Below are 13,858 nucleotides of genomic sequence, written 5' to 3' on the forward strand. Positions count from 1 at the left end.
GCGCATCAAGCAAGCGACGTCACAAAACACCGAGGTTAGACATGTCCACCACTCCTGCGCCGGCCAATCCAAAGGTTGGCTTTGTATCTCTGGGTTGCCCGAAAGCACTGGTCGACTCCGAGCGCATCCTGACCCAGCTGCGCATGGAAGGTTATGACGTGGTGTCCACCTATCAGGACGCCGACGTTGTAGTCGTCAACACCTGCGGCTTCATCGATTCGGCCAAGGCTGAATCTTTGGAAGTGATCGGTGAAGCGATCAAGGAAAACGGCAAGGTCATCGTCACCGGTTGCATGGGCGTGGAAGAAGGCAACATCCGCGACGTACACCCGAGCGTGCTCGCCGTGACCGGTCCGCAGCAGTACGAGCAAGTGGTCAACGCCGTGCACGAAGTGGTGCCGCCGCGTCAGGATCACAACCCGCTGATCGACCTGGTGCCGCCGCAAGGCATCAAACTGACCCCACGCCACTACGCCTACCTGAAGATTTCCGAAGGCTGCAACCACAGCTGCTCGTTCTGCATCATCCCGTCGATGCGCGGCAAACTGGTCAGCCGTCCGGTCGGTGATGTGCTCGACGAAGCTCAGCGCCTGGTGAAATCCGGCGTCAAAGAGCTGCTGGTGATCTCGCAAGACACCAGCGCTTACGGCGTTGATGTGAAATATCGCACCGGCTTCTGGAACGGCGCGCCGGTGAAAACCCGCATGACCGAGCTTTGCGAGGCGCTGAGCACGCTGGGCGTCTGGGTCCGCCTGCACTACGTTTATCCGTACCCGCACGTCGACGAGCTGATTCCACTGATGGCCGCCGGCAAGATCCTGCCGTACCTGGATATCCCGTTCCAGCACGCCAGCCCGAAAGTCCTGAAATCGATGAAACGCCCGGCGTTCGAAGACAAGACCCTGGCGCGCATCAAGAACTGGCGCGAAATCTGCCCGGACCTGATCATCCGTTCGACCTTCATCGTCGGCTTCCCGGGCGAAACCGAAGAAGACTTCCAGTACCTGCTTAACTGGCTGACCGAAGCCCAGCTCGACCGCGTCGGCTGCTTCCAGTACTCGCCGGTGGACGGCGCACCAGCGAATGATCTGGATCTGGAAGTGGTACCGGACGACGTCAAGCAGGATCGTTGGGAGCGCTTCATGGCGCACCAGCAGGCGATCAGCTCGGCACGCCTGCAAATGCGCATCGGTCGTGAGATCGAAGTGCTGGTGGATGAAGTTGACGAACAAGGCGCGGTTGGCCGCTGCTTCTTCGACGCCCCGGAAATCGATGGCAACGTGTTTATCGACAATGGCAGCAACCTGAAGCCGGGCGACAAGGTCTGGTGCAAGGTGACTGATGCCGACGAATATGATTTGTGGGCTGAGCAGATCTAAGCACCGCAAAATACCTGTGGGAGCGAGCCTGCTCGCGAATGCGCTGGGTCAGTCGCTGTAAATATTGCCTGACACAATGCCTTCGCGAGCAGGCTCGCTCCCACAGGGGGATAGCGCTGTATCCAGAAGCCCCGCTCTTTTCCGAGATACGGGGCTTTTTTGCGGCTATCGTTTAGCGGGGGACGGACTCCCTTGAACCGCACAAGAGGCACACGCACATGCGTCAGCATTCGGTCATTCACACACCGAAAATCAGCGATTACGAAGAACTGACCCGGGTCTGGGAGGCCTCGGTCCGTGCGACTCACCAGTTCCTGCCGGACAGCTATATCGAGCTGCTGCGCAATCTGGTGCTCACCCGCTATCTGGATGCGGTGATGTTGATCTGCACCAAGGATCGCCAGCAGCGCATTACCGGGTTTGCCGGTGTGGCGGCGGGCAAGATTGAAATGCTGTTCATCGATCCTGATCATCGTGGTCAGGGACTGGGCAAGCAATTGCTGCGCTATGCGATCGAACGGCTCAATGCCGATGAACTCGACGTCAATGAGCAGAACCCGCAAGCCTTGGGCTTTTATGAAAAGCAGGGATTTGAAGTGATCGGCCGCTCCGAGGTCGATGGCATGGGCCAGCCGTATCCGCTGCTGCATATGCGCTTGCGGCAGTCTCAACAGCGCTCAGGCAACGGCTGACACACCATGGAACCCCTGTGGGAGCGAGCCTGCTCGCGAATGCGGTGTACCAGTCACTGCACACATAGACTGGCAGGACGCCTTCGCGAGCAGGCTCGCTCCCACATTGAATACAGCGCCTGCAAATGGAACCGGGCTTAACCGCTTCCACACAGGTACAATGCCCACCCCTTTTTTGTTACGGCCCCGTCATGACTGACCCGATTCGCCTCTCCAAACGCCTCATCGAACTGGTCGGTTGCTCCCGCCGGGAGGCCGAGCTGTTCATCGAGGGCGGCTGGGTCACCGTGGACGGCGAAGTCATCGATGAGCCGCAATTCAAGGTCGGCGAGCAAAAGGTCGAGCTCGACAAGGACGCCAAGGCCACTGCGCCGGAGCCGGTGACCATCCTGCTCAACGCGCCCGCCGGCATGGATGTCGACAGCGCCATGCAATCGCTCAGCGCCGAAACCCTCAGCGAAGAGCATCGCTACGGCAAGCGCCCGTTGCGCGGGCATTTCCTGCGCCTGACCGCCAACGCCGACCTGCAGCCCAAGGCCAGCGGCCTGCTGGTGTTCACCCAGGACTGGAAAATCCTGCGCAAGCTCACCGCCGACGCTGCGAAGATCGAGCAGGAATACATCGTCGAAGTCGAAGGTGAGATGGCTGCCCACGGCCTCAACCGCCTGCAACACGGCCTGACGCACAAGGGCAAGGAGCTGCCGCCGGTCAAGGCCAGCTGGCAGAACGAAAACCGTCTGCGCTTCGCCATGAAAAACCCGCAGCCGGGAATCATTGCGCAGTTCTGCGAAGCGGTTGGCCTGAAGGTCATCGGCATCCGTCGCATCCGCATCGGCGGCGTGTCGATCGGCAAGGTCCCGGTTGGCCAATGGCGCTACCTGTCCGGCAAAGAGAAGTTCTAGAACTTCCACTGCCGCCATACATTTCGGCAGTGCTTACGAGCGCTGCCCACAACGCATCAGGAATACCGACATGGTTCATAACGACGTACTGCGCAGCGTGCGCTACATGCTCGACATCAGCGACAAGAAAGTTGTCGAGATCATCAAACTGGGCGGCATGGACGTCACACTCGCCGATGTCATCACCTGGCTCGACAAGAAAGAAGAAGACGAAGAAGGCTTCGTACGTTGCCCGGACGAAGTCATCGCGCACTTCCTCGACGGTCTGGTGATCTTCAAGCGCGGCAAGGACGAAAGCCGTCCGCCGCAACCGATCGAAGTGCCGGTGACCAACAACATCATCCTGAAAAAACTGCGCGTGGCCTTCGAACTGAAAGAAGACGACATGCACGCGATTCTTAAAGCAGCCGAGTTTCCGGTATCCAAGCCTGAACTGAGCGCGCTGTTCCGCAAGGTCGGCCACACCAACTATCGCCCGTGTGGCGACCAGTTGCTGCGTAACTTTCTCAAAGGGCTCACGCTGCGCGTGAGAGCGTAAAGCAGCTACAAGCTGCAAGCGGCAAGTTAGCCCCTGCTTTAACTTGCCGCTTGTGGCTTGCAACTCGAAGCTGGCCGCATGGCCCCTCATTCCCTGCAAAAATAATGGCTCCGCTTTTCGCGGCTGACGACTAGGGTGTACTGATCCCTAATCTTCAGGACTCGTCATGCATCCCTACTTTTCCCTGCAAGGCCGCACCGCTCTGGTGACCGGCGGCACCCGTGGTATCGGCAAGATGATCGCCAAGGCGTTCGTCGAGGCCGGCGCCCATGTCTACGTGTGCTCGCGCGACGTTGAAGCCTGCCAGCAAACCGCCGAAGAACTTGGCGCGCTGGGCAGTTGCCACGGCGTGGCGGCGAATCTGGCGACCGAAGAAGGCGTGCGGGAATTGGCCGCGCGTCTGGGTGAGCAGATCACTCATCTGGACATTCTGGTGAACAATGCGGGCACCACGTGGGGCGCGCCGCTGGAGAGTTATCCGGTCAAGGGCTGGGAGAAAGTCATGCAGCTCAACGTGACCTCGGTGTTCAGTTGCATTCAGCAGTTTCTGCCGTTGCTGCGCAAGGCTGGTTCGGCGGCAAATCCGGCGCGGATCATCAATATCGGTTCTGTGGCGGGGATTTCTTCATTTGGCGAGCAGGCGTATGCCTATGGGCCGAGCAAGGCCGCCCTGCATCAGTTGTCGCGCATTCTGGCGCGAGAACTGGTGAGCCAGCACATCAACGTCAACGTGATTGCGCCGGGTCGCTTTCCGAGCAAGATGACCCAGCATATTGGTAATGATGAACAGGCGTTGGCTGAGGATACGGCGCTGATTCCGATGAAGCGCTGGGGGCGTGAGGAAGAGATGGCGGCGCTGGCGATCAGCCTGGCGAGTACGGCGGGGGCTTATATGACCGGGAACATCATTCCGCTGGATGGAGGGTTCAGTCTGTAGGTCGGCGGTGCGGCATTCGCGAGCAGGCTCGCTCCCACAGGGATTTCATACACGACGCAGCTACATTGTGGGAGCGAGCCTGCTCGCGAAGAGGCCAGCCCTGTCACCACCAGACTTGAAGCGAGCCGGGTTATCATGCCCGCCCTACCCGCTTCGATCCCAGACCATGACTTACAGCGTCTCCCCCATCGGCTTCGTGCGCTCCTGCTTCAAGGAGAAGTTCGCCATCCCCCGCCAACCGCAACTGGCCCCGGCCGCCCGTGGCGTGCTGGAACTGGTCGCGCCGTTCGACCAGGGTGACGCCGTGCAGGGGCTGGAGCAGGTCAGCCATGTGTGGCTGTTGTTTCTGTTCCACCAAGCCCTCGAAGACAAACCGCGCCTGAAAGTGCGCCCGCCTCGCCTGGGCGGTAACAAGTCGATGGGCGTGTTTGCCACCCGCGCCACGCACCGGCCAAACGGCATCGGCCAATCGGTGGTGAAGCTGGACAAAATCGAAGGCAATCGCCTGTTTATTTCCGGCATCGATCTGCTCGACGGCACGCCAGTGCTGGATATCAAACCCTATGTGCCATATGCCGACATCATCCCTGGGGCGACCAATGACATCGCCAGCGCCGCGCCGCACTTGATCGACGTGCAGTGGGCGGATTCGGCTTTGAAACAGGCACACGCCCACGCTCAGCGCCTCGACGAGCCGCTGGTTGAGCTGATCGAGCAGTGCCTGGCGCAGGATCCGCGCCCGGCGTATCAGACACCGGCACCAGAACGTGAATATGGCGCGCAGTTCTGGGATCTGGACGTGCGCTGGCATTACCCGACGCCCGAACAGATCCGCGTGCTGGAAGTCATCCCGGCCGAGGCATAAAGCCCGCAAACGAAAAAGCCCGCGCTGCCTTCTCAGGCAACGCGGGCTTTTACTCTCACACCGAAAAACCAACTGTGGGAGCGAGCCTGCTCGCGAAGGCGTCGTGTCATGCAACATCAACGTTGATGACAGACCGCATTCGCGAGCGGGCTCGCTCCCACAGGTATCGCAGGTTATTTTTCGACGAACGCACGCTCGATCAGGTAATCACCCGGCTCGCGCATCCGCGCCGAGATCTTCAGGCCGAAGCTGTCGAGCACTTCGCTGGTCTCGTCGAGCATGCTCGGGCTGCCGCAAATCATCGCGCGGTCGTCCTGCGGGTTGATCGGTGGCAGGCCGATGTCGCTGAACAGCTTGCCGCTGCGCATCAGGTCAGTCAGGCGGCCCTGATTCTCGAACGGCTCGCGGGTCACGGTCGGGTAGTAGATCAACTTGTCACGCAGCGCTTCGCCGAAGAACTCGTTCTGCGGCAGGTGCTCGGTGATGAATTCGCGGTAGGCGACTTCGTTGACGTAACGCACACCGTGAACCAGGATCACTTTTTCGAAGCGCTCGTAGGTTTCCGGGTCCTGAATGACGCTCATGAACGGCGCCAGACCGGTGCCGGTGCTGAGCAGGTACAGGTGCTTGCCCGGGTTCAGGTCATCGAGAACCAGCGTGCCGGTAGGCTTCTTCGAGATGATGATCTCGTCGCCTTCCTTCAAGTGCTGCAGCTGGGAGGTCAGCGGACCGTCCTGCACTTTGATGCTGAAGAATTCGAGATGCTCTTCCCAGTTCGGGCTGGCGATCGAGTAAGCGCGCATAAGCGGGCGGCCGTTGGGCTGTTGCAGGCCGATCATCACGAACTGACCGTTCTCGAAGCGCAGGCCCGGATCGCGGGTGCACTTGAAGCTGAACAGAGTGTCGTTCCAGTGATGAACACTGAGGACACGCTCGTGGTTCATGTTGCTCATGTACGTTTGACTCCTGGAGATTGGTCTGCGCGGCTCAATGAGGCTCAACGTGCGCAATTGCATCGCATTCTAATAGCGACGACAATATCTGTTAACTGGATTATTAAGATAAGGGTTATCGGTTATATCGATATGCGATTTACTCTCCGTCAACTGCAAGTTTTCGTCGCCGTCGCCCAGCAGGAAAGCGTATCCCGTGCTGCGGGTCTGCTCAACCTCTCGCAATCGGCGGCCAGCACTTCGATCACCGAGCTCGAGCGCCAGTCCAGCTGCCAGCTGTTCGACCGCGCCGGCAAACGCCTGAGCCTCAACGCCCTGGGCAAACAACTGTTGCCGCAAGCGGTCGCCCTGCTCGACCAGGCCAAGGAAATCGAAGACCTGCTCAATGGCAAATCCGGTTTCGGCTCTCTATCAGTGGGGGCGACGCTGACCATAGGCAACTATCTGGCCACCCTGCTGATCGGCAGCTTCATGCAGCGCCACCCGGAAAGTCAGGTCAAGCTGCACGTGCAGAACACTGCCAATATCGTGCAGCAGGTCGCCCACTACGAAATTGATCTGGGTCTAATCGAAGGCGATTGCAGCCACCCGGACATCGAAGTGCAGAGTTGGGTCGAGGATGAGCTGGTGGTGTTTTGTGCGCCGCAGCATCCGTTGGCCAAGCGCGGCAGTGCGACGATGGAAGAACTGACCCATGAGGCATGGATTCTGCGGGAACAGGGTTCCGGCACGCGGCTGACCTTCGACCAGGCCATGCGCCACCATCGCAGCGCGCTGAACATTCGTCTCGAGCTGGAACACACCGAAGCGATCAAGCGCGCAGTGGAATCAGGGCTGGGGATTGGCTGCATTTCGCGGCTGGCGCTGCGCGATGCCTTCCGGCGCGGCAGTCTGGTGCCGGTGGAGACGCCGGATCTGGACCTGGCCCGGCAGTTCTATTTCATCTGGCACAAACAGAAATACCAGACCTCGGCCATGCGCGAGTTTCTCGAGCTGTGTCGCGCTTTCACCGCCGGGGTGCAGCGCAGCGACGAGATCGTCTTGCCGACCATCGCTTAAAGCAGAATCACCGCCCACACCAGTCCGATCATGCTCAGCGCCACGAACTGCGCGGCGCTGCCCATGTCCTTGGCGTTCTTCGACAGCGGATGCAATTCCAGCGAGATGCGATCAATGGCCGCTTCCACCGCTGAGTTGAGCAGCTCGACAATCAGCGCCAGCAAGCAAACCGCGATCAACACCGCCTGCTCGACCCGGCTGACATTGAGGAAGAATGTCAGCGGAATCAGCACCACGTTGAGCAGCACCAATTGACGGAACGCCGCTTCGCCGGTGAAGGCGGCGCGCAGGCCGTCGAGCGAATAGCCGGACGCGTTGAGGATGCGTTTCAGGCCGGTCTGGCCCTTGAAAGGTGACATAAGGAAAAACCAGCCAAAAAGGAGTGGGGAAGCTAGATCAACGAAAGTCAAAAAAGCGTGAAACCGCCAGCCATCACTGGCTGGGAATTGACTCAAGTTGTTGCAGCAGTAAAGCCGCTTGCGTGCGAGTGCGCACGTTCAATTTGCGAAAGATCGCGGTGACGTGGGCCTTGATGGTCGCTTCCGACACGCTCAGCTCATAAGCGATCTGCTTGTTCAGCAAACCTTCGCAGACCATGGTCAGCACCCGGAACTGTTGCGGCGTCAGGCTCGCGAGGCCATCGCTGGCAGCTTTCGCCTCATCCGACACGCTCACCGCTTCGAACGCTTGCGGCGGCCAGAACACGTCGCCATCGAGCACCTTGCGCACCGCTTGCTGAATCACGCTCAGATCGCTGGATTTGGGAATGAAGCCACTGGCGCCGAACTCGCGGGACTTGACCATCACCGAAGCTTCTTCCTGGGCCGAGACCATAACCACCGGAATCTGCGGATACTGCCCGCGCAGCAGCACCAGCCCGGAAAAACCATAGGCGCCGGGCATGTTCAGATCCAGCAGGACCAGATCCCAGTCAGCCTTTTCGGTCAGGCGCGCTTCCAGTTCGGCGATGCTCGCCACTTCCACCAGTCGCACGTCCGAGCCAAGGCCCAGCGTCACCGCTTGGTGCAAGGCGCTGCGAAACAGGGGGTGATCATCGGCAATCAGGATGTCGTATGTGGCCATTTTTCAAATGATCCTGTTTTTGATGGCAGACGCGGTAGATTCCGGTCTGGCCAAAGCAACTCGAGACAGCGCTTGGAAGCGATATCCACAGGGGCACGTTCGACGCCAATCAACAGCAAACACGGCGTCTCAAACCTTGGCCGCACCCTAATCGGCGCCAAGCATGCCCAGCGCAGCCGGGGTGGTCAAGCAAGATGGCCAGCGCTGTCGACAGTATGGGCCACTATCGGGCCAACTCCGGCTGCGGCTTTCGTATATAGGGCAGCAGCTCGGCGTGAGCGGGCGTTGATTCATTCATGTCCAGTTGCTGCTTGGCACCGAGGTAATGCTGGCTGAACACATCGAAATAAGCATCCAGCGCCGAAGCGGCATCGCTGTCACCGGCCAATTCCAGGCACAACGCCGCGACTTCGGCGGTGCACAGATGCTCGCTGCGGGTCGAACGGCGCAGGCGATAGCGCGAGAGTTTGTCGGGCAGCAGGCTGAGGATCGGCAAGCGGTCGAAATACGGACTCTTGCGAAAGATCTTGCGCGCCTCGGTCCAGGTTGCATCCAGCAGTATGAACAGCGGGCGCTTGCTGCTATCGACTGTCACCGTGTTGGTCACCCGCGACGGTTCGACATACTCACCCGGAAACACCAGATACGGCTGCCACTGCGGATCGTTGAGCAGTGCAAGCATCTGTGGGTCGGGCTCGGTGCGTGACCAGATGAACGCGTGGTTGTCGCGCACCACGTCGGCAATCAGCCAACCGGTGTTGCTTGGCTTGAACACTTCCTTGCCAGTCATGATCAGGCACACGCCGGAACGGGTGTCGACGCTTGGCCGCCACGCGCACAGGCAATGACTGATAATGACCCGGCAATCGCGGCAACGCTCGGAGCGAAAGCCGCGCGCCTGAATCGGCTTGATACCTTCGTCCTCGCGCTGATCGCGCAGGCGGGCCACGGCGTTGGGGGCATGGATCATCGCAGGCAACACCAGCAGACAGGAAAACTCGACACGAACGACACTCGGCAGGGCTATAAAGGCCGGCAGTTTACCAGAGCGACGGCCACAAGCCTGTACCGTCCAGACCGGCTCCCCTATAATTCGCCGCCACTGAACGCACCGCCCCGTGACGGGTCGAAGCACCAGTCACCGAATCAGGAGAGTTTCATGCTGCGCCTTATCGTTCCCACCGCTGCCATTCTGCTGGCGTCGTCCTTTACCGCTCAGGCTGCGTCCCTGAGTGAGCAGAATCTGAACCGAGAGCTGCGCAACGTCGCCGCCCAAAGCAGCGTCGGCACGCCACGGGCGATCAATGAAGACATTCTTGATCAAGGCTACACCGTCGAAGGCACACAGCTGATCAACCATCTGAGCGTGCAAAAGAGCCACGCCGACAAGATGCGCGCCGATCCCAAGGCTGTGTATTTCCAGTTGGGCGCGTCGGTCTGCAACAACCCGTCGTATCGCAAGCTGATGGCCAAGGGCGCGATCATGCGTTACGACTTCACCGAAGTGAAAACCAACAAAGCGATCGGTTCGGCCAGCTATCAGGAATCCGATTGCCCGAAAGCCGCGCCAGCGAAGAAGAAGTAATCAGCGCGAAGCCTTGGCGCGCCGCTGTTCATCCTCGGCGCGCAGTTCCGCCACTAGCGCCTGCAGATAGCGCGAGCGACGTTCGCCGCCGGCCAATCGTCGGCAGCACTCTTCTTCGAGACTCAATTGATGCGTCTCGGCCGACTCCTGCAACATTCGATACAGCTGAGTATCGATCTCCAGAACCACTCTGACCATGCATCCCGCCTCCTTGCCACCCACGAATCCATAAATTGCTTTGCCTTGCGCAAACGCAAGGTTGTCTTGCGACGTCTGTATTTGAGTAAATCAGAGTGATGGCCCTTTGCGATACGTTCAGACGAGCGGCGGGGCTTTGGCGCAAATCAGTAAGCGGTTGCCAGGCAAAACGTTACAGCGCACTGTTCAAGTCAGCGCGAATGCGTGCGAGGGTCTAGATTGAGAGGATTCCCGATCATTCGTTAACGGCAGAAATGGAACTGCCGGCCCTGTGTGTTTTTGCAGTGCGACCCGGACGCTGGTTGTCAGGGCTAACCGCTCTGTACAGAAGGAGACGTTGAATGCCTTATCAACCGAATGACCTCTTGAGCCGTCATTTTCAGGAAAGCGGCGACCTCATCAGCCAGGTCGAAGCCCAACTCAACCGTGTTTCCACCGACAGCCCGAACATCCCCATCTACCGCGACATGATCCTGACCGTGCTGCGGATGGCTCAGGAAGACCACAACCGCTGGAACGCCAAGATCACCCTGCAAGCCCTGCGTGAACTGGAGCAGGCGTTCCGTGTGCTCGAACAGTTCAAGGGCCGGCGCAAGGTCACCGTGTTCGGCTCGGCACGTACGCCAGTGGAACATCCGCTATACGCGATGGCCCGCGAACTCGGCGCAGCGCTGACGCGTGCGGACATGATGGTCATCACCGGCGCCGGCGGCGGCATCATGGCCGCCGCCCACGAAGGAGCCGGTCGAGATCACAGCTTGGGTTTCAACATCACCCTGCCCTTCGAACAACATGCCAACCCCACCGTCAACGGCACCGACAATCTGTTGCCCTTCCACTTTTTCTTCACCCGAAAACTGTTCTTCGTCAAAGAGGCAGACGCGCTGGTACTGTGCCCGGGCGGTTTCGGCACCCTTGATGAAGCGCTGGAAGTGCTGACGCTGATTCAGACCGGCAAAAGCCCATTGGTGCCGGTGGTGTTGCTGGATGTTCCGGGCGGTAACTTCTGGCAGGGAGCGCTGGACTTCATCCGCAATCAGCTGGAAGAAAACCGCTATATCCTGCCGACCGATATGAAGTTGATGCGACTGGTTTACAGCGTTGAAGACGCGGTGAACGAGATCAATCAGTTCTATAGCAACTTCCACTCCAGTCGCTGGCTCAAGCGGCAGTTTGTGATTCGCATGAACCACAAGCTCAGCGACCAGGCGCTGGCTCAGATGCAGGAGGAATTCGCTGATCTGTGCCTGAGCGACGAGTTTCATCAACACGCCTACAGCGGTGAAGAACACGACGATGCACAGTTCAGCCATCTGGCACGGCTGGCGTTTGCCTTCAATGGCCGTACCCATGGTCGTCTGAGGGAGTTGGTGGACTTCATCAACCTGCCGGAAAACTGGGCCGATTCAAAACCGCCCACTGCACAACGCTCACGCGAGCCTTTCAACGTAATTTGAAGGCAAAAAAAAGGCCCGCTATTTTCTAAAAAATAGCGGGCCTTTTTTGTTGAATCGGTCTAATCGTCCATCCCTCGACCGCTGAACAAGCGGTTGATCATCTCCATCGAGAACCCCCGATACGCCAGAAACCGGCCTTGCCTGGCCCGTTCTTTCGCATCAATCGGTAAATGTCCGGAGAACTTGCGTTGCCAAGTATCCTGAAGCTGCGCCTGCCAGTTGATACCGCTTTCGCGCAGGGCGATTTCGATATCGGTACGTTGCAAACCCCGCTGGCTGAGCTCCTCGCGAATTCGCAGGGGGCCATAGCCGGAACGGGCACGGTAGGAGACAAAACTTTCAAGGTAACGGGTTTCGGAAAGCAGCCCCTCTTCCGTCAAACGGTCGAGGGCTGTTTCGATCAGCTCCGCCTCGGCGCCGCGCTGACGCAGCTTACGCGTCAACTCGACTCGACCATGCTCGCGACGTGCGAGCAGGTCCATGGCGGTTCGCCGCACCGCGACGAGGGTATCCAGTACGGCGGTGGTCATCGCTGGTATCAGAGGTCAGCGTCGGCCAGGTCGTCTTCGGTCTCTTTGACCGCCGAGGCCTTGGAGTCCGCGATCACCGCTGGCGACAGCAGCTTGTCACGCAGCTGCTTCTCGAGCTTCGCGGCAATTTCCGGGTTGTCCGCCAGGAACTTGGCCGAGTTGGCCTTGCCCTGACCGATCTTGGTGCCTTCGTAGGCGTACCAGGCGCCGGACTTCTCGACAAAACCGTGCAGCACACCCAGGTCGATCATCTCGCCGTTGAGGTAGATGCCTTTGCCGTAAAGAATCTGGAACTCGGCCTGACGGAACGGCGAAGCCACCTTGTTCTTCACAACCTTGACGCGGGTTTCGCTGCCGACCACTTCGTCGCCTTCCTTCACCGCGCCGGTACGGCGGATGTCGAGACGAACCGAGGCGTAGAACTTCAGCGCGTTACCACCAGTGGTGGTTTCCGGGCTGCCGAACATCACACCGATCTTCATACGGATCTGGTTGATGAAGATGACCAGGCAGTTGGCGTTCTTGATGTTACCGGTGATTTTACGCAGCGCCTGAGACATAAGACGCGCTTGCAGGCCGACGTGCATGTCGCCCATTTCACCTTCGATTTCAGCTTTCGGTACCAGTGCCGCCACGGAGTCGACGATGATCACGTCAACGGCGTTGGAGCGAACCAGCATGTCGGTGATTTCCAGGGCCTGTTCGCCGGTGTCCGGCTGGGAAACCAGCAGATCATCGACGTTGACGCCCAGCTTGCCGGCGTACTCTGGATCGAGCGCGTGTTCGGCGTCGACGAATGCGCAGGTCGCGCCGGCTTTTTGCGCCTGGGCGATCACGGACAAGGTCAACGTGGTTTTACCGGAGGATTCAGGACCGTAGATTTCAACAATACGGCCTTTTGGCAGACCGCCGATGCCGAGTGCGATGTCCAGACCCAGAGAGCCAGTAGAAATGGCCGGGATCGCCTGACGGTCCTGATCGCCCATACGCATTACGGCACCCTTGCCGAATTGACGTTCGATCTGACCCAGGGCCGCAGCCAAGGCTTTCTTCTTGTTGTCGTCCATTAAAGTCCTCACGTAATCAATAAGGCCTGACGGCCAACACCTGTATAAGTAGCCAGTATTATTCCACAGCGTTCGAAGATCGCCTACCCCTGATTTTCGATTTCTCGTGCCGCTAGTCGCACAAGCCCCTCTAGCGCGGCCTTCACCGTTTGTCGGCGGACTTCATCACGGTTGCCGGGGAAGTGCTGAACCTCACTGTAAACCTCGTCGCCAACACCCCAGGCCAGCCATACCGTGCCCACTGGCTTGTTCGGTGTGCCACCGTCGGGGCCGGCGACACCGCTGACCGCCACGGCAAAATGCGCCAGGCTGTGCTGCTGCGCACCGCGCACCATGGCCTCGACCACTTCGCGACTGACCGCCCCTACCGTCTCGAACAAATCGCCCGGCACATCCAGCTGCCGGGTTTTCTGCCGATTGGAATACGTCACGTACCCCGCTTCAAACCAGGCCGAACTGCCTGGAATCCGCGTGATCGCTTCGGAGATCCCGCCGCCGGTGCAAGACTCGGCGGTGGTGACATGGGCATTGAGCACTTGCAGACGTCGGCCCAGTTCTGCGGCCAGTTGGGTGGTCTCTTTCACGGCGAGCTCCAGATCGTGTGGAATGCCTT

Annotated in this window: 17 protein-coding genes; 9 read left to right on the forward strand and 8 right to left on the reverse strand. The window is 59.4% G+C overall.

The window, feature by feature from the left end:
• Positions 1–41: 41 nt before the first annotated feature.
• The 6 genes from rimO to tsaA all read left to right on the forward strand — a co-directional run bounded on the left by rimO (position 42) and on the right by tsaA (position 5,313).
• Positions 42–1,379, forward strand: a complete 1,338-nt coding sequence (gene rimO / locus D8U82_RS08305; RefSeq protein WP_024011887.1) for a 30S ribosomal protein S12 methylthiotransferase RimO — start codon at positions 42–44, stop codon at positions 1,377–1,379.
• A gap of 218 nt (positions 1,380–1,597) precedes the next feature.
• The gene (locus D8U82_RS08315; protein ID WP_110645929.1) at positions 1,598–2,071 is read left to right on the forward strand and encodes a GNAT family N-acetyltransferase; all 474 of its coding nucleotides are present in this window, start codon (positions 1,598–1,600) and stop codon (positions 2,069–2,071) included.
• Positions 2,072–2,262: 191 nt separating this feature from the next.
• Positions 2,263–2,973 carry an rRNA pseudouridine synthase gene (locus D8U82_RS08325; protein ID WP_130902018.1) on the forward strand — a complete coding sequence of 237 codons (711 nt, stop codon included), beginning with the start codon at positions 2,263–2,265 and terminating at the stop codon, positions 2,971–2,973.
• A 70-nt stretch (positions 2,974–3,043) separates the two neighbouring features.
• Positions 3,044–3,511: a DUF1456 family protein gene (locus D8U82_RS08330; protein ID WP_016771408.1), complete on the forward strand. Its 468-nt coding sequence runs from the start codon at positions 3,044–3,046 to the stop codon at positions 3,509–3,511.
• Positions 3,512–3,677: 166 nt separating this feature from the next.
• A complete protein-coding gene (locus tag D8U82_RS08335) occupies positions 3,678–4,448 on the forward strand; it encodes an SDR family oxidoreductase (RefSeq protein WP_122698383.1) in 771 nt (256 codons plus the stop codon).
• A 166-nt stretch (positions 4,449–4,614) separates the two neighbouring features.
• On the forward strand, positions 4,615–5,313 hold the full coding sequence (gene tsaA, locus D8U82_RS08340; RefSeq protein ID WP_130902019.1) for a tRNA (N6-threonylcarbamoyladenosine(37)-N6)-methyltransferase TrmO: 699 nt from the start codon (positions 4,615–4,617) through the stop codon (positions 5,311–5,313).
• 173 nt (positions 5,314–5,486) lie between these two features.
• On the opposite strand, the gene fpr is transcribed toward tsaA, so the two are convergent.
• Positions 5,487–6,266, reverse strand: coding sequence for a ferredoxin-NADP reductase (gene fpr, locus D8U82_RS08345; protein ID WP_007908723.1), 780 nt, complete (start codon positions 6,264–6,266; stop codon positions 5,487–5,489).
• A 132-nt stretch (positions 6,267–6,398) separates the two neighbouring features.
• Here fpr and D8U82_RS08350 point away from each other — a divergent pair, with 132 nt between their 5' ends.
• Positions 6,399–7,325, forward strand: a complete 927-nt coding sequence (locus tag D8U82_RS08350) for a LysR family transcriptional regulator (protein ID WP_024011881.1) — start codon at positions 6,399–6,401, stop codon at positions 7,323–7,325.
• Here the strand turns inward: D8U82_RS08350 and D8U82_RS08355 are convergent.
• The 3 genes from D8U82_RS08355 to D8U82_RS08365 all read right to left on the reverse strand — a co-directional run bounded on the left by D8U82_RS08355 (position 7,322) and on the right by D8U82_RS08365 (position 9,378).
• Positions 7,322–7,684, reverse strand: coding sequence for a diacylglycerol kinase (locus D8U82_RS08355; protein ID WP_016771411.1), 363 nt, complete (start codon positions 7,682–7,684; stop codon positions 7,322–7,324). The genes D8U82_RS08350 and D8U82_RS08355 overlap by 4 nt on opposite strands.
• 73 nt (positions 7,685–7,757) lie before the next feature.
• Positions 7,758–8,408: a response regulator transcription factor ErdR gene (gene erdR / locus D8U82_RS08360; RefSeq protein ID WP_130902020.1), complete on the reverse strand. Its 651-nt coding sequence runs from the start codon at positions 8,406–8,408 to the stop codon at positions 7,758–7,760.
• Between the two features lie 223 nt (positions 8,409–8,631).
• On the reverse strand, positions 8,632–9,378 hold the full coding sequence (locus D8U82_RS08365) for a tRNA-uridine aminocarboxypropyltransferase (RefSeq protein WP_122882023.1): 747 nt from the start codon (positions 9,376–9,378) through the stop codon (positions 8,632–8,634).
• A gap of 189 nt (positions 9,379–9,567) precedes the next feature.
• On the opposite strand from D8U82_RS08365, the gene D8U82_RS08370 reads away from it, so the two are divergent.
• On the forward strand, positions 9,568–9,993 hold the full coding sequence (locus D8U82_RS08370; RefSeq protein ID WP_007908738.1) for a PA3611 family quorum-sensing-regulated virulence factor: 426 nt from the start codon (positions 9,568–9,570) through the stop codon (positions 9,991–9,993).
• Here D8U82_RS08370 and D8U82_RS08375 read toward each other — a convergent pair whose 3' ends face one another.
• On the reverse strand, positions 9,994–10,191 hold the full coding sequence (locus D8U82_RS08375) for a hypothetical protein (protein WP_016770569.1): 198 nt from the start codon (positions 10,189–10,191) through the stop codon (positions 9,994–9,996).
• A gap of 341 nt (positions 10,192–10,532) precedes the next feature.
• On the opposite strand from D8U82_RS08375, the gene D8U82_RS08380 reads away from it, so the two are divergent.
• Positions 10,533–11,648, forward strand: a complete 1,116-nt coding sequence (locus D8U82_RS08380; RefSeq protein WP_130902021.1) for a TIGR00730 family Rossman fold protein — start codon at positions 10,533–10,535, stop codon at positions 11,646–11,648.
• Positions 11,649–11,707: 59 nt separating this feature from the next.
• On the opposite strand, the gene recX is transcribed toward D8U82_RS08380, so the two are convergent.
• The 3 genes from recX to D8U82_RS08395 all read right to left on the reverse strand — a co-directional run bounded on the left by recX (position 11,708) and on the right by D8U82_RS08395 (position 13,829).
• A complete protein-coding gene (recX, locus tag D8U82_RS08385; RefSeq protein ID WP_130902022.1) occupies positions 11,708–12,178 on the reverse strand; it encodes a recombination regulator RecX in 471 nt (156 codons plus the stop codon).
• A gap of 8 nt (positions 12,179–12,186) precedes the next feature.
• The gene (gene recA, locus D8U82_RS08390) at positions 12,187–13,245 is read right to left on the reverse strand and encodes a recombinase RecA (protein WP_024011876.1); all 1,059 of its coding nucleotides are present in this window, start codon (positions 13,243–13,245) and stop codon (positions 12,187–12,189) included.
• A gap of 83 nt (positions 13,246–13,328) precedes the next feature.
• Entirely contained in the window at positions 13,329–13,829 is a 501-nt protein-coding gene (locus D8U82_RS08395; RefSeq protein ID WP_130887812.1) for a CinA family protein, read from the reverse strand.
• Between the last annotated feature and the right edge of the window lie 29 nt (positions 13,830–13,858).

Origin of the sequence: Pseudomonas sp. Sample_23 (assembly GCF_004307595.1) — a bacterium.
GTDB classification, from domain to species: domain Bacteria; phylum Pseudomonadota; class Gammaproteobacteria; order Pseudomonadales; family Pseudomonadaceae; genus Aquipseudomonas; species Aquipseudomonas atacamensis.

Bases quoted from the DNA above. Each gene is read 5' to 3' on its own strand.
- D8U82_RS08330 (WP_016771408.1), top strand. From the start codon at position 3,044: ATGGTTCATAACGACGTACTGCGCAGCGTGCGCTACATGCTCGACATC.
- D8U82_RS08315 (WP_110645929.1), top strand. From the start codon at position 1,598: ATGCGTCAGCATTCGGTCATTCACACACCGAAAATCAGCGATTACGAA.
- D8U82_RS08325 (WP_130902018.1), top strand. From the start codon at position 2,263: ATGACTGACCCGATTCGCCTCTCCAAACGCCTCATCGAACTGGTCGGT.
- D8U82_RS08350 (WP_024011881.1), top strand. From the start codon at position 6,399: ATGCGATTTACTCTCCGTCAACTGCAAGTTTTCGTCGCCGTCGCCCAG.
- D8U82_RS08370 (WP_007908738.1), top strand. From the start codon at position 9,568: ATGCTGCGCCTTATCGTTCCCACCGCTGCCATTCTGCTGGCGTCGTCC.
- D8U82_RS08355 (WP_016771411.1), bottom strand. From the start codon at position 7,684: ATGTCACCTTTCAAGGGCCAGACCGGCCTGAAACGCATCCTCAACGCG.
- rimO (WP_024011887.1), top strand. From the start codon at position 42: ATGTCCACCACTCCTGCGCCGGCCAATCCAAAGGTTGGCTTTGTATCT.
- recA (WP_024011876.1), bottom strand. From the start codon at position 13,245: ATGGACGACAACAAGAAGAAAGCCTTGGCTGCGGCCCTGGGTCAGATC.
- D8U82_RS08380 (WP_130902021.1), top strand. From the start codon at position 10,533: ATGCCTTATCAACCGAATGACCTCTTGAGCCGTCATTTTCAGGAAAGC.
- tsaA (WP_130902019.1), top strand. From the start codon at position 4,615: ATGACTTACAGCGTCTCCCCCATCGGCTTCGTGCGCTCCTGCTTCAAG.
- D8U82_RS08335 (WP_122698383.1), top strand. From the start codon at position 3,678: ATGCATCCCTACTTTTCCCTGCAAGGCCGCACCGCTCTGGTGACCGGC.
- D8U82_RS08365 (WP_122882023.1), bottom strand. From the start codon at position 9,378: ATGATCCATGCCCCCAACGCCGTGGCCCGCCTGCGCGATCAGCGCGAG.
- erdR (WP_130902020.1), bottom strand. From the start codon at position 8,408: ATGGCCACATACGACATCCTGATTGCCGATGATCACCCCCTGTTTCGC.
- recX (WP_130902022.1), bottom strand. From the start codon at position 12,178: ATGACCACCGCCGTACTGGATACCCTCGTCGCGGTGCGGCGAACCGCC.
- fpr (WP_007908723.1), bottom strand. From the start codon at position 6,266: ATGAGCAACATGAACCACGAGCGTGTCCTCAGTGTTCATCACTGGAAC.
- D8U82_RS08375 (WP_016770569.1), bottom strand. From the start codon at position 10,191: ATGGTCAGAGTGGTTCTGGAGATCGATACTCAGCTGTATCGAATGTTG.